The organism is Pseudomonas sp. St290, assembly GCF_018325805.1.
Classification (GTDB): Bacteria; Pseudomonadota; Gammaproteobacteria; order Pseudomonadales; family Pseudomonadaceae; genus Aquipseudomonas; species Aquipseudomonas bijieensis.
In genome coordinates, this window is sequence record NZ_AP014703.1 from 2,790,062 (window position 1) to 2,816,501 (window position 26,440).

Below are 26,440 nucleotides of genomic sequence, written 5' to 3' on the forward strand. Positions count from 1 at the left end.
GGAATACGCCACAATGTACAGCGAACGAACCCAGTATCAGAGCGACAGGACGTCTACGCGGACCAGGAGGTCGGAGCTGTCCACCGTTCATTTGCGCCCCCGGGGCTGAGGTGCATCACATGACCCATCTGGCCCCCTTGCGCGCCCGCCTCGAAGAAAGTTTTACGCCGCTGGCCTGCGAATGCAGCCTCAATGGTGACGGCACCCTCACCGTGCGCCTGTATCACCGCGAAAGTGGAGAGGTGGACCTGGTGGTGAGCGGTATGAGCGTCGACAGCGTCCGCTCGGAAGAAAGCATCGCCAAGTTGATCGATGAGCTGCGCTATGAGTTGCATAACACCCCGCTGCATCGCAGTGATGCCTGATAGATAAAGATCAAGCACACCACACCGTGGCGAGGGAGCTTGCTCCCGCTGGGTCGCGTAGCGACCCCAAAACCTGCCGGACGCGCATGCCAACCAAACCATGTCCACCGGTTTTGCGACTGCTTCGCAGCCGAGCGGGAGCAAGCTCCCTCGCCACAGATGCTGCTCCAGCCCTATGACTACAACAACGTCCCCCGGCAATCGAGCACCAGCCGCGCGCCCCCATGTTCGCTGCTACCCACCTCCAACGTGAACCCATGCAGATTGACGATCGCCGCGACGATCGACAGACCCAGGCCAAACCCACTTTGCTGGCTGCTGCCCTCGGCGCGGTAGAATCGGCGAAACACGGCCTTGCGCTCCGCTTCGGGGATGCCGGGGCCGGAGTCGAGCACTTCGATGCGGGTGCTGTCGCCCTGATCGACCCCACGCAGGGTCACCTTGCCCCCCGGCGGGGTGAACTTGATGGAATTGCTCAGCAGGTTCGACACTGCCTCGAACAGCAACGCCCGGTCGCCGTTGAGCAGGGGCAGGGCGTCGGGCACTTCCAGGGTGAACGTCAGTTCGCCTTCTTCGGCCAGCGGCAGGTAAAAGTCGTGCAGTTCCTGCAATAACTGCAACGGATCGAGGCGCACGAACCCCGAGCGGCGCTGCTGGTCTTCCAGTTCGGAAATCCGCAACAGCCCTCGAAACCGAGCCATCAGGGTGTCTGTCTCGGCGATCACCTGGTCCATCTGCAAGGCCTCGGGCGAGCCGTCCGGGGCCTCTTGCTGGATGCGATACAACTGGGCGCGCAAGCGGGTCAGCGGGGTGCGCAGGTCATGGGCGATGTTGTCGCACACGCCCTTGACCTCGTTCATCAAGCGTTCGATGCGGTCGAGCATGGCATTGACGATCGCCGCCAGCATGTCCAGTTCATCACGCCGGCTCGACAGCGGCAGGCGATGGGTCAGGTCGCCGGCGACGATGGCTTCGGCGCTGGCCTGCAGTTTGCGAATCCGTCGTAACGGTCGGCGGCGCAACAGATGCCAGCCAGCGATGCCCGGCAGGATCGTCAGCGATACCCCCCAGAACAGCGCATGCAAGATGATGCGGGTCACAGCGAACAGTGAGCCGTTGTCCCGGGCCAGGACCAGCCAGCGGCCGTCCTGGGTGCGGGTCGCCACCGCGTCACAACTGTCGGAAGGTACGCTCGGGTCGTCGGAATCGACGCAGCCGCCGAGCATGTGGATCTTGCCATCCAGCGGCAGGTCGGTGGGGATTCGTTGGATCGGCCCGCCCAAATGCCGCAGTTGCGGATCGAACAGGCCGTAGGCATCGACGCCGCGCTCGTCCAGCGTCAGGCTGGCCATGAGCGCGTCTTCCAGTTGATCGCCATGGATCCGGGCGAACAGATGCTGGCGCTGCATCAGGGAATGCTTGGCCAGGCTGTCGAGGTAGCCGAATACTTCGTAATACATGACCCCCATCAGGATCGCGCTCCAGATCACGAACAGCGAACTGTACAGCGCCAGCAGGCGGCTGCTGGAGGAGCGCCAGCCCTTAGCGGGGTTCAGCAATGACATAGCCGGAACCCCGTACCGTGCGAATCAGCGGTTCCAGGCCCGGCGGGTCGATTTTCTTGCGCAGGCGGCCGATGTGGACGTCGATCAGGTTGGTGCCGGGGTCGAAGTGATAGCCCCAGACTTCTTCGAAAATCATCATGCGCGAGAGGATCTGCCCGCTATTGCGCATCAGGAATTCCAGCAGCTTGTATTCGGTGGGCAGCAGGCTGAGCAATTGGCCGTTACGGCTGGCTTCGCGGCTGATCAGGTTCAGCTCCAGGTCGGCCACCCGCAGCACGGTCTCCGGCTCGCGGGCGCCGTTGTTGCGCCGCAGCAGCACTTCGACCCGGGCAGCCATTTCGTCGGTGGCGAACGGCTTGGTCAGGTAATCGTCGCCGCCGGCTCGCAGGCCGCGAACCCGCTCATCCACGTCCGAGAGGGCGCTGATCATCAGGATCGGCGTGGCCACGCCCATGGTACGCAGGGTGGTGACGATCACCAGGCCGTCGAGCTCGGGCAGCATGCGGTCGAGGGTGATCAGGTCGTAGTCGCCGCTGACCGCTCGTTCCAGGCCTTCGCGGCCGTTGTCGACCCAGTCGACGTCCAGGCCGTTGCGGGTCAGCTCGGCAACGATTTCACGGGCGGTCACGGCGTCGTCTTCGATGGTCAGGATGCGGTTCATGGGCGGTACCGTGTGGGGAAATTGGAGCGATTGCGCAGCATTTTGCCAAAGAATACCTGTCGGCTTTCTGAAAAAAAGTTCATGAGCCGGCGAGCCGATTCGCTGGCCTGGATCAACACTTGGTCACAAATAATCCCTAACATAAATTTCGCGCGCACTATCCTGTTGCATCTTCATGCCCCGCTTTGGCGCACCGTTGCTATAGGGTATCGACGTAAACGGTGAGGGTGTGCCGCCAGGAGCCTAGACCTCAAAGAACCTTCAAGGAAGAGCAGTATGATGCAACCTCAAGACTCTCTACGCCGAAAATTCGATATCCAGCCGTTGGCCCGGGCCGACATGACAGTGCGCCTGGACGGGCAGGCTGTCAGTGCCGCCCAGGGTGAAACCGTCCTCACTGTCATTCAATCCCTGGGCCAACGTCAGGTGGCCCGCAACGATCACGACCAGGTCAGCGGTGCCTACTGCGGCATGGGCGTGTGCCAGTGCTGCCTGGTCAAGATCGACGGTCGCCACAAGCGCCGCGCCTGCCAGACCCTGGTACGCCCTGGCATGCAGATCGAAACCCGGGCCAATCGCATCACCGAAACGGAGGCACCATGAGTCTCGATCCGGTGATTGTCGGCGGTGGGCCGGCAGGTATGGCGGCGGCCATTGAATTGGCCTCGCACGGGGTGCGCTGCACCTTGCTCGAAGAAGCGCCGCGCCTGGGTGGCGTGGTGTATCGCGGACCGTTGCGCGATGGCGTGCGCCTGGATTACCTCGGCCCGCGCTACAGCGAAGCCCTGGAGAAACTCCATGGTGAATTCCAGCAACACGCCGGGCTGATCGACGTGCGATTGAGCAGCCGGGTCATTGGCGCCGAAGGCTTCCGGGCGCTGATGCTGCTGGACGCTGACGAACGCTTGCGCGAGGTGGCCTATTCGCACCTGATCCTGGCGGCCGGCTGTCACGAACGCAGCGTGCCATTTCCTGGCTGGACCCTGCCGGGGGTGATGATGCTCGGTGGCCTGCAATTGCAGATCAAGAGCGGCGTGGTCAGGCCGCCGAGCCCAGTGGTGATCGCCGGCACGGGGCCGTTGCTGCCGCTGGTGGCCTGCCAGCTGCACGCTTCGGGCGTGGCGGTGGCGGGTGTCTATGAAGCCTGTGCGTTCGGCCGGATCGCCAAGGAAAGCCTGGCCCTGCTGAACAAGCCACAGCTGTTTCTCGATGGCCTGAGCATGCTCGCCTATCTCAAGCTCAATCGCATTCCCGTGCGCTACGGTTGGGGCGTGGTCCAGGCGGACGGCGAGGGTGAGTTGAGCCATGTCACCGTCGCGCCGTATTCCAGTACCTGGGAGCCGGACCTGAAACGCTCCGAACAGATACCGGCCCAGACGCTGGCGGTCGGCTACGGGTTCATCCCGCGCACTCAATTGAGCCAGCAGATGGGCCTGGAGCACGGTTTCAGCGAGGACGGCTATTTGCGGGCGGTGTCCGATGGCTGGCAACAAAGCAGCGAAGCGCACATTCACCTGGCCGGCGACATGGGCGGGATTCGCGGTGGTGAAGCCGCGATGCTGAGCGGACGCATCGCGGCGCTGTCGATCCTGATGCAGCGCAATGTGCTGGACCCGTCCACGGCCCTGGCACAGCGCGAACGCTACCAGGGGCAACTGGAGCGGATCATCCGCTTTCGCGCCGCCGTGGATCGCTATACCCAGCGTGGCGCCGGGCAAACCACATTGCCGGCGGCCGATACGGTGATCTGCCGCTGCGAGCACGCCACCCGCGCCGACATCGACCGGGCGCTGGAACAAGGCGTCCAAGACATGGCCAGCCTGAAGATGCGCACCCGCGTGAGCATGGGCGATTGCCAGGGGCGGATGTGCGTCGGCTATTGCAGCGATCGCCTGCGCGAAGCCACCGGGCGGGCCGATGTGGGCTGGCTGCGGCCGCGTTTCCCCATCGATCCGATTCCCTTTTCAGCGTTCCAGAACGTCGGCACGGAGGCCGTTTCCCATGATTAAGGACTATGACGTGGTCATCGCCGGTGGCGGTGTGATCGGCGCCTCTTGTGCCTATCAATTGTCCAAGCGCAAACACTTGAAGATCGCCCTGATCGACAGCAAGCGCCCCGGCAATGCGACCCGCGCGTCGGCGGGTGGGCTGTGGGCCATCGGTGAGTCGGTGGGCCTGGGGTGCGGAGTGATCTTCTTTCGCATGATGTCGGCCAACCGCAAGCGCCAGACCCAGGGCGCCGCTGTGGCGGTGGATGCCAGCACGCCGCATATCCTGCCCCAGTCGTTCTTCGATTTCGCCTTGCAGTCCAATGCGATGTATCCGCAGTTGCACCGCGAGTTGATCGACAACCACGGCATGGATTTCAAGTTCGAGGAGACCGGGCTCAAGTTCGTGATCTACGACGACGAAGACCGTTTGTACGCCGAGCACATCGTCGCCTGCATTCCGCACCTGGCCGACCAGGTGCGCTGGCTTGACCAGGCGGCCTTGCGAGAGGCGGAGCCGAATGTCAGCCATGAAGCCCTGGGGGCGCTGGAGTTTCTCTGCGATCACCAGGTCAGCCCTTTCCGTCTGGCCGACGCCTACACCGAAGGCGCCCGGCAGAATGGCGTCGATATGTTCTTCAACACCAGCGTGACTGAAGTCCTGCGCAGTGGTTCGCGGGTCACCGGGGTGAAAACCGCCGAGGCCGGGACCTTCATCTGCCGGACCCTGATCAACGCGGCCGGTGCCTGGGCGGCGGACCTGAGCGAACAGGCCACTGGCGTACGGATTCCGGTCAAGCCGGTCAAGGGGCAGATCCTGCTGACCGAGCGCATGCCGAAAATCCTCAACGGCTGCCTGACCACCAGCGACTGCTATGTGGCGCAGAAAGACAACGGTGAAATCCTCATTGGCAGCACCACCGAAGACAAAGGCTTCGATGTGACCACGACCTATCCGGAGATCGAAGGGCTGGTGCAAGGCGCGGTACGGTGCATCCCGCAGTTGGCCGACATCAACCTGAAACGAACCTGGGCCGGCCTGCGCCCGGGTTCGCCTGATGAATTGCCGATCCTGGGGCCGATGCGCGGCGTGGAAGGCTATCTCAACGCCTGCGGGCATTTCCGCACCGGCATCCTCACCTCGGCCATCACCGGGGTACTGCTGGACAAGCTGGTGAACAACGAGCCGTTGCCGCTGGACATCACGCCATTTCTGGAAGAACGCTTCGAGGTGGCGCCGAAGGCCGTTGAAACAAAAGAAGTGGAACTGGCCTGAGAATAAGCCTTCTCTACCTACAGAGATTTGTAATGAACCCTGTGGGAGCCGAGCTTGCTCGCGATGACGGCGGCACATTCAGCATCCATGCAAGCTGACCCACCGCTATCGCGAGCAAGCTCAGCTCCCACACAAGTCGCGCTCGTCCGCTATTCCATCGGCGTGCTGACAAACGCCTCCAGCCCTTCGGCATAAGCCGTGAAGGCACTGATCAACGGGAAAGCCTTGCCCTGCACCTGGTCCGGCACCACGAGGTTGGTGAAACTCCACGCCACTGCCACCGTGATGCCAGCCTGATCAATCGAGCCATCGGTGCTCAACGGCTGTTTCTCCAGTTCCTGCTCCAGCATTCCATAGGCCGCCGCCAGTTGGCCTTCCACGCGTTCAACCCAAGGTGCGTGCTGAATTTCCGTCGGCCGCAGGTTGCGCTCATAGTAAATCTGCACCGATTTCTCGCACGCCGCCAAGGCCAGGCCGAGCAGGCGCAGTGAGTGCACTCGTTGCCCAATGTCGGCCGGCATCAAGCTTTTCCCAGGCGCGGCCAAGGCCTCCAGGTAGTCAATGATCAACGTGGAGTCCATCAGCACGGTGCCGTCGTCCAGCACCAGGGAAGGGGCTTTGACCGTCGGGTTGATGCGTTGGAATTGTTCGAAATGCCTGAACACCGAAACCGACTCGTGCTCCAGGGCAATGCCCAGGCATTTGGCGGTAATGGCGACGCGGCGTACGTAGGGTGAGTCCAGCATACCGATCAGTTTCATGGCTTCTCCTTCAGCGATTCATGGGCCGGGGCGTTAATCCTCGAACCCGACCTGTTCATGGATTTCATCGACCTTGAGTTCCAGTCGGTAAGCCACGGCGATGAACAACGCCTGGCACAGGCACAATGTGGCACTCAACGAGCGGAAGGCGAACGAACTGCCTTCGTTGACCAGCAACACCGTGTTGGCTCGTTTAGCCAGGGGCGAGAGGTTGCTGTCGGTGATGATCAGGGTCTTGGCCTGGTGGTGCTGGGCGATGCGCAGGCAGTGCTGGGTTTCCTTGCCGTACGGCGTGAAGCTGATGGCGATCACCAGGTCGTTGGCCCGCACGCTACGCATCTGCTCGCGGTAGCTGCCACCCAGGCCGGATACCAGGTGAATGCGTTTATTGGTGTGTTGCAGGTTGTAGACCAGGTAATCGGCCACCGCGAACGAACGGCGCACGCCCACCACATAAATATTGTCGGCATTGACTACCAGGTCCACGGCTTTTTCGAACGCCTGGTCGTCCAGCTCCAACCCCAGGCGCTCGATGCCTGACAGGGTGGCATTGATGCACTCGCGAGCCAGGTCGCCGCCGCTGGCTTTCTGCGACTTGTTGGCGATCATGCTGCGGATGCGCTGCTGGTAGTTCTGCACCGGCGTGGTCTTGTGGGTGTAGGCCTCGCGGAACAACGCCTGCATTTCGCTGAACCCGCTGAAGCCGAAGCGCTGGGAAAACCTGACGATGGCCGAGGGGTGCACTTCGCATTCGCGGGCGATGTCGCTGATGCGGTCGACCATGATCCGGTCGCTCTGCTGGCTCATGTAGCTGGCGATGCGTTTGAGTTGGCGCGGCAGGCTTTCGTATTCATCGGTGATCAGTTGCAGCAGGCGCTCGGCATTGATCGGTGGGCTGGAGAGGGCGGGTTCGGACGCGCTCTCGGACGGCGCCGGCAGATCATCGGGGCGGGTCATAGAAAATCCTTCTGGCTTGTTCTTATAGGGCGGCCCGAAAACAGGCCGGCCCTCGACAATAGGTTGGCTGGTCGCAGTCTACAGCGTAGGCGCAGGGAAAATCATGGGCGGACAAATGTTGCAGCAGGTGCTGAAACGATGCACTGCGCCTGGGTGGCTTCGCTCATAGCGTATTGGAAAAAATATTCCACGTAAAAAATTTATAGAATAATTATTGATTATTGCCTGCTGCTCGTTTTAGTCTGCATTCACCAACAGCGTTGTCGCCGGTTCGGGCGACAAGCGCAGGCTGATAAAAATAACAGGAGCCAGCATGGGCCAGACTCGTTTTGCCAGTGGGCGTCAATTGGATGTGATCTGCCTGGGACGCCTGGGTGTCGACCTTTACGCGCAGCAAGTCGGCGCGCGTCTGGAAGATGTTTCGAGCTTCGCCAAGTATCTGGGTGGTTCGTCGGCCAACATCGCCTTCGGCACGGCGCGATTGGGGCTCAAGTCAGCGATGCTGAGCCGGGTAGGCGACGACCACATGGGTCGCTTCCTGGTGGAGTCCCTGGCGCGCGAAGGCTGCGATGTCAGTGGCATCAAGGTCGACCCCGAACGCCTGACGGCCTTGGTCCTGCTGGGTATCAAGGACCGGGAAACCTTTCCCCTGGTGTTCTACCGGGAAAATTGCGCCGACATGGCGCTGCGCGCCGAAGACATCGACGAAACCTTCATTGCCTCCAGCAAGGCGCTGCTGATCACCGGTACTCACTTCTCTACCGAAAGCGTCTACAAGGCCAGCACCCAGGCGCTGGATTACGCCCAGAGACACAACGTCAAGCGCGTCTTGGACATCGACTATCGTCCTGTGCTCTGGGGCCTGGCGGGCAAGGCTGACGGGGAAACCCGCTTTGTCGCCGACCAGAAGGTCAGCCAGCACGTGCAAAGCATCCTGCCGCGTTTCGACCTGATCGTTGGCACCGAAGAAGAATTCCTGATCGCCGGCGGCAGCGAAGACCTGCTGAGTGCATTGCGTACTGTGCGCTCGCTGACGGCGGCGACCCTGGTGGTCAAGCTAGGCCCGCAGGGTTGCACGGTGATCCACGGCGCTATCCCGACTCGACTTGAAGACGGCGCGATTTACCCGGGTGTACGGGTCGAGGTGCTGAATGTATTGGGCGCCGGTGATGCGTTCATGTCGGGCTTTCTCGCGGGTTGGCTGGAGGACGCCAGCGATGAACGCTGCTGCCAATTGGCCAATGCCTGCGGTGGCCTGGTGGTGTCGCGCCATGCCTGTGCTCCAGCGATGCCGACCCGGGCCGAACTCGACTATCTATTCAAGAGCCCGGTGCCGATTACCCGGCCGGACCAGGACGCCGTGCTGCAACGACTGCATCAGGTCAGCGTCCCCCGCAAGGCCTGGAAACAGCTGTTCATCTTTGCTTTCGACCATCGCTGGCAACTGGTGGAACTGGCCCAGAAGGGCGGTCGTGACCTCAGTTGCATTGGTCAACTCAAGCAACTGTTCATCCAGGCGGTGGAGCGGGTCGAAGCCGACTTGCGGCGTCAGGGCGTCGAGGCTGACGTCGGCCTGCTCGCCGATCAACGTTTCGGCCAGGATTCGCTGAACGCCGCGACCGGACGTGGCTGGTGGGTGGCGCGGCCAGTGGAAGTACAGAATTCGCGGCCACTGGCGTTCGAACACGGGCGCTCCATTGGCAGCAACCTGATCGCCTGGCCCCGGGAACAGATCATCAAGTGCCTGGTGCAATTTCACCCCGATGACGAACCGCTGCTGCGGCTGGAGCAGGAAGCGCAATTGATGGGGCTGTACAAGGCCTCCCAGGTCAGCGGTCATGAATTGCTGCTGGAAGTCATTCCGCCCAAGGATCATCCATCGCCGCACCCGGACGTGCTCTATCGTGCCCTCAAGCGCCTCTACAACCTGGGTATTTTCCCGGCATGGTGGAAGATCGAAGCCCAGAGCGCGGATGAGTGGAAACAACTCGATGAGCTGATCCACCAGCGCGATCCGTATTGCCGGGGCGTGGTGCTGCTGGGTCTCAACGCCCCGGCCGCCGCACTGGCCGAAGGTTTCCGCCAGGCCAGCCAGAGCAGCACCTGCCGCGGATTTGCCGTGGGTCGCACGATCTTCCAGGAACCGAGCCGGGCCTGGCTGGCCGGGGAAATCGATGATGAAACACTGATCCGCCAGGTGCAGGGCAGGTTTGTGGAGTTGATCGAGGCGTGGCGCAGTGCCCGTGCCTGATGACTGTGCAGGCTTCTGTGGTGCTCTTGTGGCGAGGGGATTTATCCCCGCTGGGCTGCGAAGCAGCCCCAAACCCGGCAACTCGGTGAGTCAGGCAAATTACATTCAACCCTAAGGGGGCCGCTTCGCGACCCAGCGGGGATAAATCCCCTCGCCACAATAAGTATTCCAAAATGGTTTTCGATATTCAGTTTGAAAAACAATAAAAGGTGCAGCCATGCCCGCTATTCGAATTGGCATCAACCCGATTTCCTGGAGCAACGATGACTTGCCGTCCCTGGGCGGCGAGACGCCGCTGAGCACTGCGCTGAGCGAAGGCAAGGCCATCGGCTACGAAGGCTTCGAACTCAACGGCAAGTTCCCCAAGGACGCCAAGGGCGTTGGCGATGTGCTGCGGCCTTATGACCTGGCGCTGGTCTCCGGCTGGTATTCCAGTCGTCTGGCCCGGCGCTCGGCGGCCGAGGAAATCGACGCCATCGCCAGCCACGTGGAACTGTTAGCGCAGAACGGCGCGACGGTGCTGGTGTATGGCGAAGTTGCCGATTCGATCCAGGGCCAGCGGATCTCGCTGGTCGAACGGCCGCGCTTTCACACCGATGAAGCCTGGCAGGCCTACGCCGACAAACTCACCGAACTGGCGCGCTTCACCTTGTCCCAAGGTGTGCGCCTGGCCTATCACCACCACATGGGCGCTTACGTCGAATCGCCCGCGGACATCGACAAGCTGATGGCCCTGACCGGCAGTGAAGTGGGTCTGCTGTTCGACTCGGGTCACTGCTACATGGGCGGTGGCGAACCGTTGCAGGTGCTGCGCAAACACATCGAGCGCGTTTGCCACGTGCACTTCAAGGACGTGCGCAAACCGGTGGTGCAACTGGCGCGCAACAACCTCTGGAGTTTCCCCGACTGCATCATCAACGGCACCTTCACCGTGCCGGGGGACGGTGACATCGACTTCGCCGCGTTGCTCGATGTGTTGCTGGCCGCTGATTACCAAGGCTGGCTGGTGGTGGAAGCCGAGCAGGACCCCGCCGTAGCGCCGAGTTATGTCTACGCCAAGAAGGGCTACGACACCCTGCGCGCCTTGCTGCAAGAAAGGAGTCCGTCATGAGCCTGTTGATCAAAAGTCAGTCCAGCGGCCGGACCATGGTCCAATTGCCAGCGGGTGAGTTGGAATACGTCGGGTTCGCCGCCTATCGCCTGAGCCTCGGCGAAACCCTGCCGGTCGCTGCCGGCGACAAGGAATTGTGCCTGGTGCTGCTCAGTGGTCGCATTGGCCTCAAGGGCGAAGCGCCGGGGCAGGGCGCCTTCGATTGGGACAACCTCGGTGATCGCCAGTCGGTGTTCGAGGACAAGTCGCCTTACGCAGCTTACTTGCCGCCCGGCAGCCAGGCCCAGGTCACCGCCCTGAGCGATGTACAGATAGCTGTGTGTGCCGCGCCGGGTTCTGCGCAAAACGGTTACGGCCCACGGCTGATCCGCCCGGACAGCATGAAGCGCAGTGTGCGCGGCAAGGGCGCCAACACCCGCTATGTCTGCGACATCCTGCCGGACAGCGAACCGGCCCATTCGCTGCTGGTGGTGGAGGTGCGCACGCCGTCGGGGCATTCGTCGAGCTATCCGCCGCACAAGCACGACACCGACGACCTGCCACACCAGAGCTTTCTCGAAGAAACCTATTACCACCAGGTCAATCCGTCCCAGGGCTTCGTGTTCCAGCGCGTCTACACCGACGATCGCAGCATCGACCAGGCCATGGCCGTGGAGAACAGCGACCTGGTGGTGGTTCCCAAAGGCTACCACCCGGTCAGCGTGCCCTATGGGTACGAGTCGTATTACCTGAACGTCATGGCCGGCCCGAAGCGGGTCTGGCAGTTCCATAACGACCCGCAGCACAGTTGGCTGCTCGACCTCTGAATTCCACCCTTTGCACGGAGAACAAGAACAATGAGTGACGCCCCGGTAGTAGGCCATTACATCAACGGCCACGTGCAACACAGCGACGGCGCGCGGTTCAGCCAGGTCTTCAACCCGGCCACCGGCGCGGTGCAGGCCCGGGTGGACCTGGCCGAGCCGGGCACCGTCGATGCGGCAGTGGCCTCGGCGCTGGCGGCATTTCCAGCCTGGTCCGAGCAATCGTCCCTGCGCCGTTCGCGGGTGATGTTCAAGTTCAAGGAACTGCTCGATCGGCATCACGACGAACTGGCGCAGATCATCAGTCGCGAGCACGGCAAGGTGCTGTCCGATGCCCACGGCGAAGTCACCCGGGGCATCGAGATCGTCGAGTACGCCTGTGGTGCGCCGAACCTGCTCAAGACCGATTTCAGCGACAACATCGGTGGCGGCATCGACAACTGGAACCTGCGCCAGCCCCTGGGCGTGTGCGCGGGTATCACGCCGTTCAATTTCCCGGTGATGGTGCCGCTGTGGATGATTCCCCTGGCGCTGGTCACTGGCAACTGCTTCATCCTCAAGCCTTCGGAGCGCGATCCGTCCGCCAGTTTGCTGATGGCCCGCCTTCTGACGGAAGCCGGCTTGCCTGACGGGGTGTTCAATGTGGTCCAGGGCGACAAAGTGGCAGTGGATGCGCTGTTGCAGCACCCGGACATCGAAGCGATTTCCTTTGTCGGCTCCACACCGATTGCCGAATACATCCACCAGCAGGGCACGGCGAACGGCAAGCGCGTGCAGGCCCTGGGTGGCGCCAAGAATCACATGATCGTCATGCCCGACGCCGACCTCGACCAGGCGGCGGATGCATTGATCGGTGCGGCCTACGGCTCGGCCGGCGAACGCTGCATGGCGATTTCCATTGCCGTGGCGGTGGGGGATGTGGGCGATGAACTGATCGCCAGACTGCTGCCACGCATCGATCAGTTGAAGATCGGCAACGGCCAGCAGCCCGGCACCGACATGGGGCCGCTGGTCACTGCCGAGCACAAGGCCAAGGTGGAAGGTTTCATCGACGCCGGCGTGGCCGAGGGCGCTCGCCTGATCGTCGATGGCCGTGGTTTCAAGGTGCCCGGGGCCGAGCAGGGGTTCTTTGTCGGGGCGACGCTGTTCGACCAGGTCACCACCGAAATGAGCATCTACCAGCAAGAGATTTTCGGCCCGGTGCTGGGGATCGTTCGCGTGCCGGATTTCGCCACGGCGGTGGCGCTGATCAACGCCCATGAATTCGGCAACGGCGTGTCCTGCTTCACCCGTGACGGCGGCATCGCCCGGGCGTTCGCCCGCAGCATCAAGGTCGGCATGGTTGGCATTAACGTACCGATTCCGGTGCCCATGGCCTGGCATTCCTTTGGCGGCTGGAAGCGTTCGCTGTTCGGCGACCACCATGCCTATGGCGAGGAAGGCCTGCGCTTCTACAGCCGCTACAAAAGCGTGATGCAACGCTGGCCCGACAGCATCGCCAAGGGTCCTGAATTCAGCATGCCAACTGCCCAATAACTCATTTTTGAATGACTGCCGGAGGGAGAACAACAATGAACAAGCCCCTGCGTTTTGCCCTGAATCGAATGGTTGCCCCACGCCTGTCACTGCCCGCTTTCATCGACTTGGCCCTGGCGTTGAAAACCGACGCCATCGAGATCCGCAACGACCTCAAGGGGGTCGAGATCGAAGATGGCATGCCGCCGGCTCGCGTACGTGAGTTGTGCGAGGAGCGCGGCATCAAGGTGCTGTCGATCAACGCTCTGTACCCCTTCGATGTGTGGAGCGAAGAACGTCGCGCCCAGGCCGTACGGTTGGCCGATTACGCCCGTGAATGCGGCGCCGAGGGGCTGGTGATGTGCCCACTCAACGACCGCGCCGACCCACGCAGCGAAGCTGAACGCGCGGCGGGGCTGCGCACGGCTCTTAGTGAACTGGCGCCGATCCTGCGCGCCTTCGGTATCTACGGCTTCATCGAACCCCTGGGTTTCGAGGAGTGCTCGCTGCGGCGCAAGCGCACGGCGGTGGAAGCGATCAAGAGCATCGGTGGGCTCGATGTGTTTCGCCTGGTGCATGACACCTTCCACCATCATCTGGCGGGCGAGCAGGAATTCTTCCCCGAACTGACCGGGCTGGTGCACATCTCCGGGGTCGAGGATGCCCAGGCGCCGTTGGCGACGATCCGTGATGGTCATCGGGTGCTGGTGGGCGAGGCCGACATCCTCGGCAATGCCGCGCAGATCGAGGCGTTGCGGGCCGGTGGTTACGAGGGCTACCTGTCCTTTGAGCCGTTTGCCGAGAGCGTCCATGAACTGGCCGACATCCGCCAGGCGTTGGGGGCGAGCATGAATCACCTGCAGAACCAACAGGCCTGACACAGTCATCAGAATGATGAAGTCCCCCTGTGGGAGCGAGCCTGCTCGCGATAGCGGTAGCACATTCAACACATAGGCGCCTGACACACCGCTATCGCGAGCAGGCTCGCTCCCACAAGGGCTAAGTCAGCTGCAAATTTTGCATTCCAGACAAGGTGCAAGCATGACCACAACACGACTGACCATGGCCCAGGCCCTGGTGAAATTCCTCGATAACCAGTACATCGAGGTCGATGGCGTCCAGAGCAAGTTCGTCGCCGGGGTCTTTACCATTTTCGGCCACGGCAACGTGCTGGGCCTGGGCCAGGCGCTGGAGCAGGACAGCGGCGACCTGGTGGTCCATCAGGGCCGCAACGAACAGGGCATGGCCCATGCCGCCATCGGCTTTGCCAAGCAACATCTGCGGCGCAAGATCTACGCCTGCAGCTCGTCGGTCGGCCCGGGGGCGGCGAACATGCTGACCGCCGCCGCCACGGCGACGGCCAATCGCATTCCGTTGCTGCTGTTGCCCGGTGATGTCTACGCCAGCCGTCAACCGGACCCGGTGCTGCAACAGATCGAGCAGTTCCACGACCTGAGCATCAGCACCAACGATGCCTTCAAGGCCGTGAGCAAATACTGGGACCGCATCAACCGCCCCGAGCAATTGATGACCGCCGCGATCCATGCGATGCGCGTGTTGACCGACCCGGCCGAAACCGGCGCGGTGACCCTGGCGCTGCCCCAGGACGTACAGGCCGAAGCCTACGATTACCCGGACTATTTCCTGCAAAAGCGTGTCCATCGCATCGACCGTCGCCCGGCCACCGAGGCGATGCTCGGCGATGCCCTGGCGCTGCTCAAGGGCAAGCGCCAGCCGTTGATTATCTGCGGAGGCGGCGTGCGGTATTCCGGAGCGAATGCCGCGTTGCAGGCCTTCGCCGAACGCTTCGATATTCCTTTCGCCGAGACCCAGGCCGGCAAGAGCGCGGTGGTGTCCAGCCATCCGCTGAACGTCGGTGGCGTCGGTGAAACCGGTTGTCTGGCGGCGAATCTGTTGGCCAAGAAGGCCGACCTGATCATCGGTATCGGCACTCGCTACAGCGATTTCACCACGGCGTCGAAATGGCTGTTCCAGCATCCGGACGTGCAATTTCTCAATCTCAACATCAGTCCGTGCGATGCCCTGAAACTCGACGGCGTGCAACTGCTGGCCGACGCGCGTTCGGGCCTGGAGGCACTCTCGGCGGCGATGGGCGACTATCGCGCCGAATGGGGCGGGCAGGTCGCCGATGCCAAGGCCCAGCTGGACGCCGAAGTGGATCGGATCTATCAGGCCGACTTCCAGGCCGAGGATTTCGTCCCGGAAATCAACGACCACATGGACCCGGCGGTGTTTCGGGAATTCATCGAACTCACCGGCTCCTGCCTGACCCAGAGCCGCGTGTTGGGTACGCTCAATGAAACCCTGGCGGATGACGCCATCATCGTCGCCGCCGCTGGCAGCTTGCCCGGCGACTTGCAGCGCAGTTGGCGCAGCAAGGGCGTGAACACCTATCACCTCGAGTACGGTTATTCGTGCATGGGTTACGAGGTGAATGCGGCGCTCGGGGTGAAACTCGCCGAGCCCGACAAGGAGGTCTACGCGTTGGTGGGCGATGGCTCCTACATGATGCTGCACTCGGAGTTGGCGACCTCGATCCAGGAGCGCCGCAAGATCAATGTGGTGCTGCTGGACAACATGACCTTCGGTTGCATCAACAACCTGCAAATGGAACACGGCATGGACAGCTTCGGTACCGAGTTCCGCTTCCGTAACCCGGACACTGGCAAGCTCGACGGTGGGTTTGTGCCCGTGGACTTCGCCATGAGTGCCGCGGCCTATGGCTGCAAGACCTACAAGGTCAAGACCCTCGACGAGTTGCGCGCGGCCCTGGCCGATGCGCGGTTGCAGACCGTCTCGACGCTGATCGACATCAAGGTGCTGCCCAAGACCATGATCCACAAATACCTGTCGTGGTGGCGGGTCGGCGTGGCGCAAGTCTCTACCAGTGCCCGCACCGATGCGGTGGCCAAAACCCTCAATGAACGACTGGCCCAGGCCCGTCAGTACTAATTGCCCCAACCCTACGAAAGGAGTTTTTCCATGTCTTTGAAGCTGGGCGTCATCGGCACCGGGGCCATCGGCCAGGACCATATCCGTCGTTGCAGCCAGACCTTGCTCAACAGCCAGGTGGTGGCGGTCACCGACATCAACCTGCAACAAGCGGCCAAGGTCGTTGCCGATCTCAAGTTGACCGCCGAGGTCTACCCCGACGGTCATGCGTTGATCAAGGCGCCGGATGTGGAGGCGATCCTCGTCACCTCCTGGGGCCCGAGCCACGAAGAATTCGTGCTGGCGGCGATTGCGGCGGGCAAACCGGTGTTCTGTGAAAAGCCCCTGGCCGTCACGGCCGAAGGCTGCCGCAAGATCGTCGAGGCCGAAGTTGCCCACGGCAAGCGCCTGGTGCAGGTCGGTTTCATGCGCCCGTACGATGAAGGTTATCGGGCGCTCAAGGCGGTGATCGACAGCGGCCAGATCGGTGAACCGCTGATGCTGCACTGCGCCCACCGCAACCCGAGCGTCGGCGAAAACTACAAGACCGACATGGCCATCACCGACACCTTGATCCATGAACTGGATGTGCTGCGTTGGTTGCTGGCCGATGACTATGTATCGGTGCAGGTGGTGTTTCCGCGCAAGACCAGCAAGGCCCACGCCCATTTGAAAGACCCGCAGATCGTCCTGCTGGAAACCGCCCGAGGCACGCGCATCGACGTGGAAGTGTTCGTCAACTGCCAGTATGGCTACGACATCCAGTGCGAAGTGGTGGGGGAGACCGGCATCGCCAAACTCCCGGAACCGTCCCAGGTGCAACTGCGCAGTGGCGCCAAGCTGTCCAACGCGATTCTGATGGACTGGAAGGACCGCTTCATCGCGGCCTACGACGTCGAATTGCAGGCCTTCATCGATGGCGTGCGCGCCGGGCAGGTGGGCGGGCCGTCGGCCTGGGATGGCTTCGCTGCGGCGGTGGCGGCGGATGCCTGTGTCCAAGCGCAGCAGAGTGGGCAGATCGTCAGGGTCGAACTGCCTGAGCGGCCGCGTTTCTACGGCTAAATACATCCCAGAGTCGACCGCGTACTCTCGCAGGTATGCGATCCAACTGTGGGAGCGAGCCTGCTCGCGATAGCGTTGGGTCAGTCGACATTAATGCTGGAGGACCCACCGCCATCGCGAGCAGGCTCGCTCCCACAGGGGTTGCATTCATTCAGTGATCAATAAGGAGCTTTCATGCGAATCGGACTAGTCGGCTACGGCAAGGGTGGGCGCTTTTTTCATGCGCCGCTGATCAGCAGTCTGCCCGGGGCTACGTTCGTCGGTGTAGTGACCCGGTCCGCCGAGCGCCGCCAGCAACTGGCCAGCGATCACCCGGATGCCCAGGCCTTCGACACCCTTGAACAACTGGTGGCGGCCGGCGTCGATGCGGTGGTGGTGTCCACGCCTTTGGACGGTCGTCCGGCCATTGTGATGCAAGCCATCGAACTCGGTGTGGCGGTGGTCAGCGACAAGCCATTTGCCCCTGACGCCGCCCAGGCCGAGGCGATGGTGCTGGCCGCCGAACGACGCAACGTGCCCTTGAGCGTGTACCAGAACCGTCGCTGGGATTCGGATTTCCTCACCCTGCGCAAGCTGCTGGCCTCCGGTGCCCTGGGGCAGGTCATTCGTTTTGAATCCAGCGTCGAACGCTATTCGCCGACCTCGGTGGGCAAGGGCAGTGGCGGCGGATTCCTGCGCGACCTGGGCAGCCATCTGGTAGACCAGGCGTTGCAACTGTTCGGGCCGGTGACGCGGGTTTACGCCGAGTTGGACTACCGACAACCAGGCCAGGTGTTCGACAACGGCTTCTTTATCTCCTTGACCCATGCCAGCGGTGTGATTTCCCACTTGAGTGGCAATTGCGTGCAAAACGCCCCGCGTCCGCGCTTTCGGGTCAATGGCACCCAGGGCTGCTATACCGTCGAAGGCCTGGATGGCCAAGAAGCCCAGGCGCTGGCGGGATTGAGCCCGGCGACCGAGGGCGAACGCTGGGGTGCTGAAGAGCATCGGCGTTGGGGCTGGTTCGAACACGGCACCGAGCGCGAGAGGGTGACCTCGGAGCGCGGCTGTTGGCTGGCGTTCTATCAACGCCTGCAAACCGCGTTGCAGGGCGCTGGCCCGCTGCCGGTGGAGGCCCGTGATGCACTGGCGACCACGCGCGTGCTGGACGCGGCCAGGCAGAGTGCCGAGCAGGGCGAAGTGGTGTGTTTGTCCACGCCTATCGGTCATGGAACAAAAAACGAATAAAATTCTAAAATGAGTTGATATGGAAAATATTTTCCAATAAAGTCGATTCCAGGTTACCGACAATCCTGTCCACCTCCTGCCAGGCCCAGCCTTGAATGGATGAAGGACGAAACAAAAACAAGAAACACAGCTAGGTACCGTCGATGAAAACCTTCAGCCGCTCTGCGTTTCACCTGCCACATCTGCTGCGCCTGTCCGCAGTCCTTCCCCTGTTCGAATCCCTGTGTATCCAGCGCAAGGGCGCCGTGGTGTGTTGCATGCCCGGCGCACCCATCGTGCCCTTGCCCCGTTCCTGATCCGCTACGCCTTATCCATAAGACCAACAAAAAAGTGGAGAAAGACCGTTCATGAAGACCAAGACCCGTATCGCCTCGCTGGCCCTGTCGTTGATGCTCACCAGCGGCGCAGCCCTGGCGGACCTGAAGATCGGCGTCAGCATGTCCCAGTTCGATGACACCTGGCTGACCTACCTGCGCGAATCCATGGACAAGAAAGCCAAGTCATTCCCGGACGGCGTCACCTTGCAGTTCGAAGACGCGCGCAGTGATGTGGTCAAGCAACTGAGCCAGGTGGAAAGCTTCATCAGCCAGAAGGTCGATGCGCTCATCGTCAACCCGGTGGACACCGCCGCGACCCAGCGCATCACCAAGGCCGCCGTGGCTGCCGGCATCCCCCTGGTCTACGTCAACCGCCGCCCGGACGATCCGAAGTTGCCGGAAGGGGTGGTCACCGTGGCCTCCGATGACCTCGAAGCCGGGCGCATGCAGATGCAATACCTGGCCGACAAGATGGGCGGCAAGGGCGACATCGTGATTTTGCTGGGCGACCTGGCCAACAACTCCACCACCAACCGCACCAAGGGGGTCAAGGAAGTACTGGCCAAGTACCCGAACATCAAGATCGAACAGGAGCAGACCGGCACCTGGTCTCGCGACAAGGGCATGACTCTGGTCAACGACTGGCTGACCCAGGGCCGCGACTTCCAGGCCGTGGTGTCCAACAACGACGAGATGGCCATCGGTGCCGCCATGGCCCTCAAGCAAGCGGGCACCAAGAAGGGCAGCGTATTGATTGCCGGGGTCGACGGCACGCCGGACGGCTTGAATGCCATCAAGAAAGGCGAAATGGCGGTCTCGGTGTTCCAGGACGCCAAGGGCCAGGCCGATGGTTCGATCGACACGGCGGTGAAAATGGTCAAGAAGCAGCCGGTCGAGCAGGCCGTCTGGGTGCCGTACCGCCTGATCACGCCGGAAAACGTCGATCAGTTCAAGTGACGTTCAACCCGGTCCCATCACAACAATAAGCAGGCAAGGTTGCCACGCCGACCTTGCCGAGGGAGTACCTGATCATGTTCGCTTCAGCGACTGCTTCGAGCGCCCCGGCGATGACTTTCCAGCCGGACGTATTACTTGATGAGCCGTACCTGCTGGAAGTCGTCAATGTCAGCAAGGGCTTTCCCGGCGTGGTGGCCCTGTCCGATGTTCAATTGCGGGTACGCCCCGGTTCCGTGCTGGCCCTGATGGGCGAAAACGGTGCGGGCAAATCCACCTTGATGAAGATCGTCGCCGGCATCTACCAGCCGGACGCCGGCGAACTGCGCCTGCGCGGCAAGCCGGTGAAATTCGACACACCCCTGGCAGCCTTGCAGGCCGGGATCGCGATGATCCATCAGGAACTGAACCTGATGCCCCACATGAGCATCGCCGAAAACATCTGGATCGGTCGCGAGCAGCTCAACGGCCTGCACATGGTCGATCACGGTGAAATGCATCGCTGCACCGCCCGGCTGCTGGAGCGCCTGCGCATCAACCTCGACCCCGAGGAGCAGGTGGGCAACCTGAGCATTGCCGAGCGGCAGATGGTGGAGATTGCCAAGGCCGTGTCCTACGACTCCGACATCCTGATCATGGACGAACCAACCTCGGCCATCACCGAGACGGAAGTCGCCCACCTGTTCTCGATCATCGGTGACCTCAAGGCCCAGGGTAAGGGCATCATTTACATCACCCACAAAATGAACGAAGTGTTCGCCATCGCCGATGAAGTGGCGGTGTTTCGCGATGGTGCCTACATCGGCCTGCAACGGGCCGACAGCATGGACGGCGACAGCCTGATTTCGATGATGGTCGGGCGCGAATTGAGCCAGTTGTTCCCGGTTCGGGAAAAACCCATCGGCGAGCTGGTGCTGTCGGTGCGCGACCTGAGCCTGGACGGCATCTTCAAAGGCGTGTCCTTCGACCTGCATGCCGGGGAGATCCTCGGTATCGCCGGGTTGATGGGCTCGGGCCGGACCAACGTGGCCGAGGCGATTTTCGGCGTAACCCCGAGCACCGGCGGCGAAATCCTGCTGGACGGCCAACCGGTGCGCATCAGCGACCCGCACATGGCCATCGAGAAGGGCTTCGCGCTGTTGACCGAGGACCGCAAGCTCAGCGGCCTGTTCCCGTGCCTGTCGGTACTGGAAAACATGGAGATGGCCGTGCTGCCCCATTACGTCGGCAACGGCTTCATCCAGCAGAAAGCCTTGCGCGCCTTGTGTGAGGACATGTGCAAGAAGCTGCGGGTCAAGACCCCGTCGCTGGAACAGTGCATCGACACCTTGTCCGGCGGTAACCAGCAGAAGGCGCTGCTAGCCCGCTGGCTAATGACCAATCCGCGCATCCTGATCCTCGACGAACCGACCCGCGGCATCGATGTTGGCGCCAAGGCCGAGATCTACCGGCTGATTGCCTACCTCGCCAGCGAGGGCATGGCGGTGATCATGATTTCCTCGGAACTGCCGGAAGTATTGGGCATGAGCGACCGGGTCATGGTGATGCACGAAGGCGACCTGATGGGCACCCTCGACCGCAGCGAAGCGACCCAGGAACGAGTGATGCAACTGGCATCGGGCTTGTCCTGATGCCCGTCAGTCCAGATAAAAAAGGTGAATGGTTATGAACGCGATACTGGAAAACAAACCCGCTGCGGCACCGGCCAGGACGCGCCGGCGGCTGCCGACGGAACTGAGTATCTTCCTGGTGCTGATCGGCATCGGCCTGGTCTTCGAGATGTTCGGCTGGATCATGCGCGACCAGAGTTTCCTGATGAACTCCCAGCGCCTGGTGCTGATGATCCTGCAAGTGTCGATCATCGGCCTGCTGGCCATCGGTGTGACCCAGGTGATCATCACCACCGGTATCGACCTGTCGTCCGGCTCGGTGCTGGCGCTGTCGGCCATGATTGCCGCCAGCCTGGCCCAGACCTCGGACTTCTCCCGGGCGGTGTTTCCCTCGTTGACGGACTTGCCGGTGTGGATACCGGTGGTGGCGGGGCTCGGCGTCGGGCTGCTGGCTGGGGCGATCAACGGCAGCATCATCGCCATTACCGGTATCCCGCCGTTCATTGCCACCCTTGGCATGATGGTCTCGGCCCGGGGCCTGGCGCGCTACTACACCGAAGGCCAGCCGGTGAGCATGTTGTCCGATTCCTATACCGCCATCGGCCATGGGGCGATGCCGGTGATCATCTTCCTGGTGGTGGCGGTGATCTTCCACATCGCCCTGCGCTACACCAAGTATGGCAAGTACACCTACGCCATCGGCGGCAACATGCAGGCGGCGCGGACCTCGGGCATCAACGTCAAGCGCCACCTGGTGATCGTCTACAGCATTGCCGGGTTGTTGGCGGGGTTGGCCGGCGTGGTGGCCTCGGCGCGGGCTGCGACCGGCCAGGCGGGCATGGGCATGTCCTATGAGCTGGACGCGATTGCCGCGGCGGTGATCGGCGGCACCAGCCTGGCGGGCGGGGTGGGGCGCATCACCGGGACCGTGATTGGGGCGCTGATCCTCGGGGTGATGGCCAGCGGCTTTACCTTTGTCGGTGTCGATGCCTACATCCAGGACATCATCAAGGGGTTGATCATCGTGGTGGCGGTGGTCATCGACCAGTACCGCAACAAGCGCAAACTCAAGCGCTGATTCCTCGAAGGTTGCGACAAAGCGCCACGCCTGACCCGCGTGGCGTTGCCATTTGTCTTCTTAATACAGCTATTGCACCGAATTTCTTGTTATAAACGCACTCCGATGACTGCCAAAAGCCTGTCAGAGAACATTTGAAGGGGTTGTCGGACATTTTCCCTATGTTTTCAGTTGCTGAGGCCTCGACTCGGCCTTAGACTGCCGCCCCTCGTAAATTGAGTGCCGGGTGGCGCTTGGAATAGACGGCGCCTTCCCGATGAGCGTGGCAGCTGCGCTGCGGGACGCTCCATAATTCGCCTTAATGCACGTTTTTTTATAGAGAAATCAATGACAAAGGAAAAGTTGCTGGCCATGCCGGCGGATGACTACATGAATGCCGAGCAGCTGGCTTTCTTCACCAAGCTGTTGCAGAACATGAAGGTCGAAACCCACGAGCGCATCGAACAGAACCGAATCGCCATTGAGAGCCTGGACACCCCGGCCGACCCGGCGGACGCTGCTTCCGTAGAAGAAGAGCGTACCTGGCTGGTCAACGCCATCGATCGCGACCAGCGCATGCTGCCTCAACTGGAGCAGGCCCTGGACCGCATCAACGACGACAGCTTCGGCTGGTGCGACGACAGCGGCGAGCCGATCGGCCTCAAGCGCCTGCTGATCAGCCCGACCACCAAGTACTGCATCGAAGCCCAGGAACGTCACGAACAGATCGACAAGCACCAGCGTCAGGCCTGATTCGCGTTTTGCGCAAAAAGATCGCGACCTTTTGACGAAGGCCGCGATCTTTTGCTTTCGCCCGTGCTCGTTCGTCTACTCCCGTTGATCTGCTGCAAGAACACGACTAATGGACCATGGATAATGGCTCTGTAGTGGCGTTTAATGCAGTCATAACAACGAGAGTGTGGGTGACGAACATGGCGACAGACGGAACGCTGGCGGGTGCGGTGCCGGCCTCGGTACCTGAGACAAAAAGCACGGCGCGCTGGCTGACGCCGACCTTGCAGAGTCTCGCCCTGGCATTGCTGCTGTGTGGCATGGCCCTGGGCGGCTGGTCGCTGTACCTGGGCTTGCCGCTGGTCATGCTCATCGTCTGGTTGCCGCGCCTGCGTTCGCGCCTGGCCACTGCGCCTGCTCCCACGACCGACAGCCTGGCCGAATTGACCCGCGACCTGTCCTACACCACCAGTCATAACGCGCTATCAGCGGCCGGTGTCGCCTATTCGGTCAAGCAACTGGCCGGCAGGGTTCAGTCCCAACTCGACGCGGCGGCGCAGATCGTCAGCAACGCCGAATCGATGATCGCCACCGAACAAGCCACCTCGCAACTCAGCCAGCAGGCCCTGGGCGCCGCCAGTGAAGCCCATCGCAGTAGCGTGGCCGGGCGCGGCGAGCTGGTGGAATCCATCAGCCGCATGCACCAGCTCAGCCAACGGGCAAACGACAGCCGTGAGTTGATCGAAGCCTTGAGCGTACGCAGCGATGAAATCCAGCGGGTCAGCCTGGTGATCCAATCGATCGCCAGCCAGACCAACCTGCTGGCGCTGAACGCGGCCATCGAGGCGGCACGGGCCGGTGAGCATGGCCGTGGTTTCGCGGTCGTGGCCGATGAGGTCCGTGGTCTGGCCGGGCGTACGGCTGCGGCGACCGGTGAAGTCGGGGTGATGGTGGCGGACATCCAGCAACGCACCGCCCAGGTGGTGGAGCAGATCCGGCAATTGGCCGCTGACCTGGACAGCGGCGTGCAGCAGGTCGAGCACACCGGCCAGCATCTGGAAAACATCGCCCGGCTTGCAGAAGGCGTCGAAACCCAGGTCAGTGCCATTGCCCAAGGCACCGACACCAATCGCGAACAGCTCGACAGCCTGTTCCACGCTATCGAGCAGATGCGCAGCGACCTGTCCGTCAGCGACCAGCAGACCCAGCGCCTGGCCGATGCAGCGGTGCAAATGGAAGGTCAGGCCGAAACCATCAGTGAACGTTTGGCCGAGGTGGGCCTCGACGATTATCACCAACGGGTCTACGACCTGGCACGGGAAGGCGCGAGTCAGATTGCCGCGCAGTTCGAGGCCGACATCGATCAGGGCCGTGTCAGCCTGGAGGATCTGTTCGACCGTAACTACCAGCCGATTCCCAATACCCAACCCGCCAAATTCCAGACCCGTTTCGACCGCTACACCGACCAGGTGCTGCCGGCGATCCAGGAGCCATTGCTTGCCCGCCACGAAGGCCTGGTGTTTGCGATTGCCTGCACCCAGCAGGGTTATGTGCCGACTCATAACAAGGTCTTCAGCCAACCGCTGACCGGCGACCCGCAGGTGGACACGCTGAACAACCGCACCAAGCGCAAATTTTCCGATCGCACCGGGATCCGCTGCGGTAGCCACCAACAGCCGGTGCTGCTCCAGACCTACACCCGCGACACGGGTGAGTTGATGCACGACCTTTCCGTACCGATCATGCTCAAGGGGCGGCATTGGGGTGGCTTGCGCTTGGGCTACAAACCCGAGAAACCGCGCTAGGCCTCAACGCCACTGATTGGCAACTGCGCTTTTGTGGCGAGGAAATATCTGTGGGAGCAAGGCTTGCCCGCGATGAAGGCGACGCGGTCTCATGAGGGATCGATGCGCCTTCATCGCGAGCAAGCTTTGCTCCCACCAATCCCCTAGCCACAGGGGACTCATGGTTCTTGGCGCTACTTACCGTCGTGCAGGCGCACATTCAGTTCGTCTACCAACAAAGCTTCTTCGCCGTCGGCGAGCAGCCATTCCTGAAGCAGGTCTTTCTGCTGGTCCGACCAGAAATCGGCTTCCACCAGCTTGATCTCCGGTGCCAGCGGGTGCGCCATGATGAAGTCGTCGATGGCTTTGTCGTCCGAGGGCAGGCCGAGTTGGGCGAATAGGGTATTGAGTTCGTAGGATGGTTGTTCCATGGGGGGGCTCCTTTGGGCGGGCGCCGTCATGGCGCCCCGACTGCTTCCCTTTATCTGAGGCAAGCGCTCGCCAGGAGTTCGATCACGTTCAGGCTTTCAAGGCCCCTTCATCCACTGCGGCCTTCAACGCCTTGGCCGCTTCCCTGGCCGCCTCGGCAGCGATCTCCGCGGTCTTGAACCAGCGATCCTTCTCCACCTGGTGGCAACTGACGGTGGTCAAGGGTGGCTTGGCGCGCATCAGGATGACGGCCTGGAACTCGCCTTCGACTTCTCTGGCTTCGCCCCGGATAAAAAATTCGCCGATATCAAATTCCGTCACGTCGCGCCTTCTCCTCAAGCTCATATCATGGATGCGCGATCGCCGATGAACGACGCTCTTCGCTGGGCGAGCAGTATGGCAGCAGTTGCCCGTCGGTGGCTGAGTTAAGTCATGGACGGGCACATTATGAGCTCAGGCGCTGCCTTCTAGACGCCTGGCCAGGTGGCAGGCCTCGTTATGGTCAGTTCGGAATCCTCTTACAAGTCCAGTCGATGTTTCTTCTATGTGAAAAAAGCACTTGCCGGCCAGAACGACCCGATAACGCGGTTGAATCAACGAAATGGACGGGCCGTCGGCCGCGTCAAAGGTGTCATCTGTGTCCACGATGCAAGGGGATACGGTGTGGGGCAGGGGTGTGAAAGCGGCCATGCGAATTCCTTTTCTATGGTTTACCGACGAATTGTCGAGTACTTCGAGTAGTCTCCACGCCTTCGGCTGCTCTAGAATCGGCAGTGTCGTGTGGACGGTTGCGCCTATCTAAAGCAATTTTTTTTGGGCTCGATGTCAGAAAAATGCTTTTTTAAGTGAGAAATTTCCCTAAAGTTAGTAGTCCCATCTTTTCCGATGCTCAGAGTGGCTTTTTCCTTCAGCCTCTGGCGACCCCCCGGGAAAGACGGCGAGAGCGGCAACCTTTAGTCTGCTCTCGGCCCGGGACAGGGCGCGCCGTTCACTTCGAATTTCAGTTACAGGTCCATTACGACAATACAGTCGGTACGGGTTCTCGTGGTCCGTCCTTTGTGCA

24 protein-coding genes are annotated in these 26,440 nt (G+C 61.7%); 18 read left to right on the top strand and 6 right to left on the bottom strand.

Going from position 1 to position 26,440, the window contains the following annotated elements:
* The first annotated feature begins 119 nt into the window (after nt 1–119).
* Nucleotides 120–365, top strand: coding sequence for a DUF1652 domain-containing protein (locus PBDP_RS12335; protein ID WP_109755962.1), 246 nt, complete (start codon nt 120–122; stop codon nt 363–365).
* Between the two features lie 179 nt (nt 366–544).
* Here the strand turns inward: PBDP_RS12335 and PBDP_RS12340 are convergent, their stop codons facing one another.
* The gene (locus PBDP_RS12340; protein ID WP_109755963.1) at nt 545–1,930 is read right to left on the bottom strand and encodes a sensor histidine kinase; all 1,386 of its coding nucleotides are present in this window, start codon (nt 1,928–1,930) and stop codon (nt 545–547) included.
* Nucleotides 1,908–2,591, bottom strand: coding sequence for a response regulator transcription factor (locus PBDP_RS12345; protein WP_039592999.1), 684 nt, complete (start codon nt 2,589–2,591; stop codon nt 1,908–1,910). The genes PBDP_RS12340 and PBDP_RS12345 overlap by 23 nt, the downstream gene beginning before the upstream one ends.
* 279 nt (nt 2,592–2,870) lie before the next feature.
* Here PBDP_RS12345 and hcnA point away from each other — a divergent pair, with 279 nt between their 5' ends.
* From hcnA to hcnC, 3 genes are read left to right on the top strand one after another with little or no spacing between them, the layout of a single operon-like run.
* Entirely contained in the window at nt 2,871–3,194 is a 324-nt protein-coding gene (gene hcnA / locus PBDP_RS12350) for a cyanide-forming glycine dehydrogenase subunit HcnA (protein ID WP_212802496.1), read from the top strand.
* The gene (hcnB, locus tag PBDP_RS12355) at nt 3,191–4,600 is read left to right on the top strand and encodes a cyanide-forming glycine dehydrogenase subunit HcnB (RefSeq protein WP_212802309.1); all 1,410 of its coding nucleotides are present in this window, start codon (nt 3,191–3,193) and stop codon (nt 4,598–4,600) included. Before hcnA ends, hcnB begins: the two co-directional genes overlap by 4 nt.
* Nucleotides 4,593–5,855, top strand: coding sequence for a cyanide-forming glycine dehydrogenase subunit HcnC (gene hcnC, locus PBDP_RS12360; protein WP_109755966.1), 1,263 nt, complete (start codon nt 4,593–4,595; stop codon nt 5,853–5,855). Before hcnB ends, hcnC begins: the two co-directional genes overlap by 8 nt.
* Before the next feature lie 149 nt (nt 5,856–6,004).
* On the opposite strand, the gene PBDP_RS12365 is transcribed toward hcnC, so the two are convergent.
* Nucleotides 6,005–6,616: a glutathione S-transferase family protein gene (locus PBDP_RS12365; protein ID WP_212802310.1), complete on the bottom strand. Its 612-nt coding sequence runs from the start codon at nt 6,614–6,616 to the stop codon at nt 6,005–6,007.
* Between the two features lie 33 nt (nt 6,617–6,649).
* On the bottom strand, nt 6,650–7,573 hold the full coding sequence (locus tag PBDP_RS12370) for a MurR/RpiR family transcriptional regulator (RefSeq protein WP_116832143.1): 924 nt from the start codon (nt 7,571–7,573) through the stop codon (nt 6,650–6,652).
* Nucleotides 7,574–7,886: 313 nt separating this feature from the next.
* Here PBDP_RS12370 and PBDP_RS12375 point away from each other — a divergent pair, with 313 nt between their 5' ends.
* From PBDP_RS12375 to PBDP_RS12440, 14 genes are all read left to right on the top strand, one after another.
* The gene (locus PBDP_RS12375; RefSeq protein WP_212802311.1) at nt 7,887–9,824 is read left to right on the top strand and encodes a bifunctional 5-dehydro-2-deoxygluconokinase/5-dehydro-2-deoxyphosphogluconate aldolase; all 1,938 of its coding nucleotides are present in this window, start codon (nt 7,887–7,889) and stop codon (nt 9,822–9,824) included.
* A gap of 217 nt (nt 9,825–10,041) precedes the next feature.
* Nucleotides 10,042–10,935, top strand: coding sequence for a myo-inosose-2 dehydratase (iolE, locus tag PBDP_RS12380; RefSeq protein ID WP_109755971.1), 894 nt, complete (start codon nt 10,042–10,044; stop codon nt 10,933–10,935).
* Nucleotides 10,932–11,741: a 5-deoxy-glucuronate isomerase gene (gene iolB, locus PBDP_RS12385; RefSeq protein WP_109755972.1), complete on the top strand. Its 810-nt coding sequence runs from the start codon at nt 10,932–10,934 to the stop codon at nt 11,739–11,741. The genes iolE and iolB overlap by 4 nt, the downstream gene beginning before the upstream one ends.
* Nucleotides 11,742–11,771: 30 nt before the next feature.
* Nucleotides 11,772–13,274 carry a CoA-acylating methylmalonate-semialdehyde dehydrogenase gene (locus tag PBDP_RS12390; protein ID WP_109755973.1) on the top strand — a complete coding sequence of 501 codons (1,503 nt, stop codon included), beginning with the start codon at nt 11,772–11,774 and terminating at the stop codon, nt 13,272–13,274.
* A 35-nt stretch (nt 13,275–13,309) separates the two neighbouring features.
* Nucleotides 13,310–14,131 carry a TIM barrel protein gene (locus PBDP_RS12395; protein WP_109755974.1) on the top strand — a complete coding sequence of 274 codons (822 nt, stop codon included), beginning with the start codon at nt 13,310–13,312 and terminating at the stop codon, nt 14,129–14,131.
* A 163-nt stretch (nt 14,132–14,294) separates the two neighbouring features.
* Entirely contained in the window at nt 14,295–16,226 is a 1,932-nt protein-coding gene (gene iolD, locus PBDP_RS12400; RefSeq protein ID WP_116832146.1) for a 3D-(3,5/4)-trihydroxycyclohexane-1,2-dione acylhydrolase (decyclizing), read from the top strand.
* Nucleotides 16,227–16,256: 30 nt separating this feature from the next.
* Nucleotides 16,257–17,267, top strand: coding sequence for a bifunctional inositol 2-dehydrogenase/D-chiro-inositol 1-dehydrogenase (gene iolG / locus PBDP_RS12405; protein WP_116832147.1), 1,011 nt, complete (start codon nt 16,257–16,259; stop codon nt 17,265–17,267).
* Between the two features lie 174 nt (nt 17,268–17,441).
* The gene (locus PBDP_RS12410; protein ID WP_109755977.1) at nt 17,442–18,494 is read left to right on the top strand and encodes a Gfo/Idh/MocA family protein; all 1,053 of its coding nucleotides are present in this window, start codon (nt 17,442–17,444) and stop codon (nt 18,492–18,494) included.
* A gap of 143 nt (nt 18,495–18,637) precedes the next feature.
* Nucleotides 18,638–18,790 carry a hypothetical protein gene (locus PBDP_RS12415; protein WP_162893821.1) on the top strand — a complete coding sequence of 51 codons (153 nt, stop codon included), beginning with the start codon at nt 18,638–18,640 and terminating at the stop codon, nt 18,788–18,790.
* A gap of 51 nt (nt 18,791–18,841) precedes the next feature.
* Entirely contained in the window at nt 18,842–19,768 is a 927-nt protein-coding gene (locus PBDP_RS12420) for a sugar ABC transporter substrate-binding protein (protein ID WP_109755978.1), read from the top strand.
* 74 nt (nt 19,769–19,842) lie between these two features.
* Nucleotides 19,843–21,396, top strand: coding sequence for a sugar ABC transporter ATP-binding protein (locus PBDP_RS12425; RefSeq protein WP_109755979.1), 1,554 nt, complete (start codon nt 19,843–19,845; stop codon nt 21,394–21,396).
* 34 nt (nt 21,397–21,430) lie between these two features.
* Nucleotides 21,431–22,453, top strand: coding sequence for an ABC transporter permease (locus PBDP_RS12430; protein WP_116832150.1), 1,023 nt, complete (start codon nt 21,431–21,433; stop codon nt 22,451–22,453).
* Nucleotides 22,454–22,780: 327 nt separating this feature from the next.
* Entirely contained in the window at nt 22,781–23,185 is a 405-nt protein-coding gene (locus PBDP_RS12435; protein WP_003202859.1) for a TraR/DksA family transcriptional regulator, read from the top strand.
* A gap of 179 nt (nt 23,186–23,364) precedes the next feature.
* Nucleotides 23,365–24,969 carry a methyl-accepting chemotaxis protein gene (locus PBDP_RS12440; protein WP_109755981.1) on the top strand — a complete coding sequence of 535 codons (1,605 nt, stop codon included), beginning with the start codon at nt 23,365–23,367 and terminating at the stop codon, nt 24,967–24,969.
* 173 nt (nt 24,970–25,142) lie between these two features.
* On the opposite strand, the gene PBDP_RS12445 is transcribed toward PBDP_RS12440, so the two are convergent.
* On the bottom strand, nt 25,143–25,379 hold the full coding sequence (locus PBDP_RS12445; RefSeq protein WP_109755982.1) for a DUF2789 family protein: 237 nt from the start codon (nt 25,377–25,379) through the stop codon (nt 25,143–25,145).
* 88 nt (nt 25,380–25,467) lie between these two features.
* The gene (locus PBDP_RS12450) at nt 25,468–25,698 is read right to left on the bottom strand and encodes a hypothetical protein (protein ID WP_109755983.1); all 231 of its coding nucleotides are present in this window, start codon (nt 25,696–25,698) and stop codon (nt 25,468–25,470) included.
* Between the last annotated feature and the right edge of the window lie 742 nt (nt 25,699–26,440).

Coding starts and splice junctions, on each gene's coding strand:
- PBDP_RS12420 (WP_109755978.1), top strand. CDS start 18,842: ATGAAGACCAAGACCCGTATCGCCTCGCTGGCCCTGTCGTTGATGCTC.
- PBDP_RS12370 (WP_116832143.1), bottom strand. CDS start 7,573: ATGACCCGCCCCGATGATCTGCCGGCGCCGTCCGAGAGCGCGTCCGAA.
- PBDP_RS12365 (WP_212802310.1), bottom strand. CDS start 6,616: ATGAAACTGATCGGTATGCTGGACTCACCCTACGTACGCCGCGTCGCC.
- PBDP_RS12445 (WP_109755982.1), bottom strand. CDS start 25,379: ATGGAACAACCATCCTACGAACTCAATACCCTATTCGCCCAACTCGGC.
- PBDP_RS12340 (WP_109755963.1), bottom strand. CDS start 1,930: ATGTCATTGCTGAACCCCGCTAAGGGCTGGCGCTCCTCCAGCAGCCGC.
- PBDP_RS12435 (WP_003202859.1), top strand. CDS start 22,781: ATGACAAAGGAAAAGTTGCTGGCCATGCCGGCGGATGACTACATGAAT.
- iolD (WP_116832146.1), top strand. CDS start 14,295: ATGACCACAACACGACTGACCATGGCCCAGGCCCTGGTGAAATTCCTC.
- PBDP_RS12375 (WP_212802311.1), top strand. CDS start 7,887: ATGGGCCAGACTCGTTTTGCCAGTGGGCGTCAATTGGATGTGATCTGC.
- iolE (WP_109755971.1), top strand. CDS start 10,042: ATGCCCGCTATTCGAATTGGCATCAACCCGATTTCCTGGAGCAACGAT.
- iolB (WP_109755972.1), top strand. CDS start 10,932: ATGAGCCTGTTGATCAAAAGTCAGTCCAGCGGCCGGACCATGGTCCAA.
- PBDP_RS12430 (WP_116832150.1), top strand. CDS start 21,431: ATGAACGCGATACTGGAAAACAAACCCGCTGCGGCACCGGCCAGGACG.
- PBDP_RS12425 (WP_109755979.1), top strand. CDS start 19,843: ATGTTCGCTTCAGCGACTGCTTCGAGCGCCCCGGCGATGACTTTCCAG.
- PBDP_RS12390 (WP_109755973.1), top strand. CDS start 11,772: ATGAGTGACGCCCCGGTAGTAGGCCATTACATCAACGGCCACGTGCAA.
- hcnB (WP_212802309.1), top strand. CDS start 3,191: ATGAGTCTCGATCCGGTGATTGTCGGCGGTGGGCCGGCAGGTATGGCG.
- hcnA (WP_212802496.1), top strand. CDS start 2,871: ATGCAACCTCAAGACTCTCTACGCCGAAAATTCGATATCCAGCCGTTG.
- hcnC (WP_109755966.1), top strand. CDS start 4,593: ATGATTAAGGACTATGACGTGGTCATCGCCGGTGGCGGTGTGATCGGC.
- PBDP_RS12415 (WP_162893821.1), top strand. CDS start 18,638: ATGAAAACCTTCAGCCGCTCTGCGTTTCACCTGCCACATCTGCTGCGC.
- iolG (WP_116832147.1), top strand. CDS start 16,257: ATGTCTTTGAAGCTGGGCGTCATCGGCACCGGGGCCATCGGCCAGGAC.
- PBDP_RS12440 (WP_109755981.1), top strand. CDS start 23,365: ATGGCGACAGACGGAACGCTGGCGGGTGCGGTGCCGGCCTCGGTACCT.
- PBDP_RS12335 (WP_109755962.1), top strand. CDS start 120: ATGACCCATCTGGCCCCCTTGCGCGCCCGCCTCGAAGAAAGTTTTACG.
- PBDP_RS12395 (WP_109755974.1), top strand. CDS start 13,310: ATGAACAAGCCCCTGCGTTTTGCCCTGAATCGAATGGTTGCCCCACGC.
- PBDP_RS12410 (WP_109755977.1), top strand. CDS start 17,442: ATGCGAATCGGACTAGTCGGCTACGGCAAGGGTGGGCGCTTTTTTCAT.
- PBDP_RS12345 (WP_039592999.1), bottom strand. CDS start 2,591: ATGAACCGCATCCTGACCATCGAAGACGACGCCGTGACCGCCCGTGAA.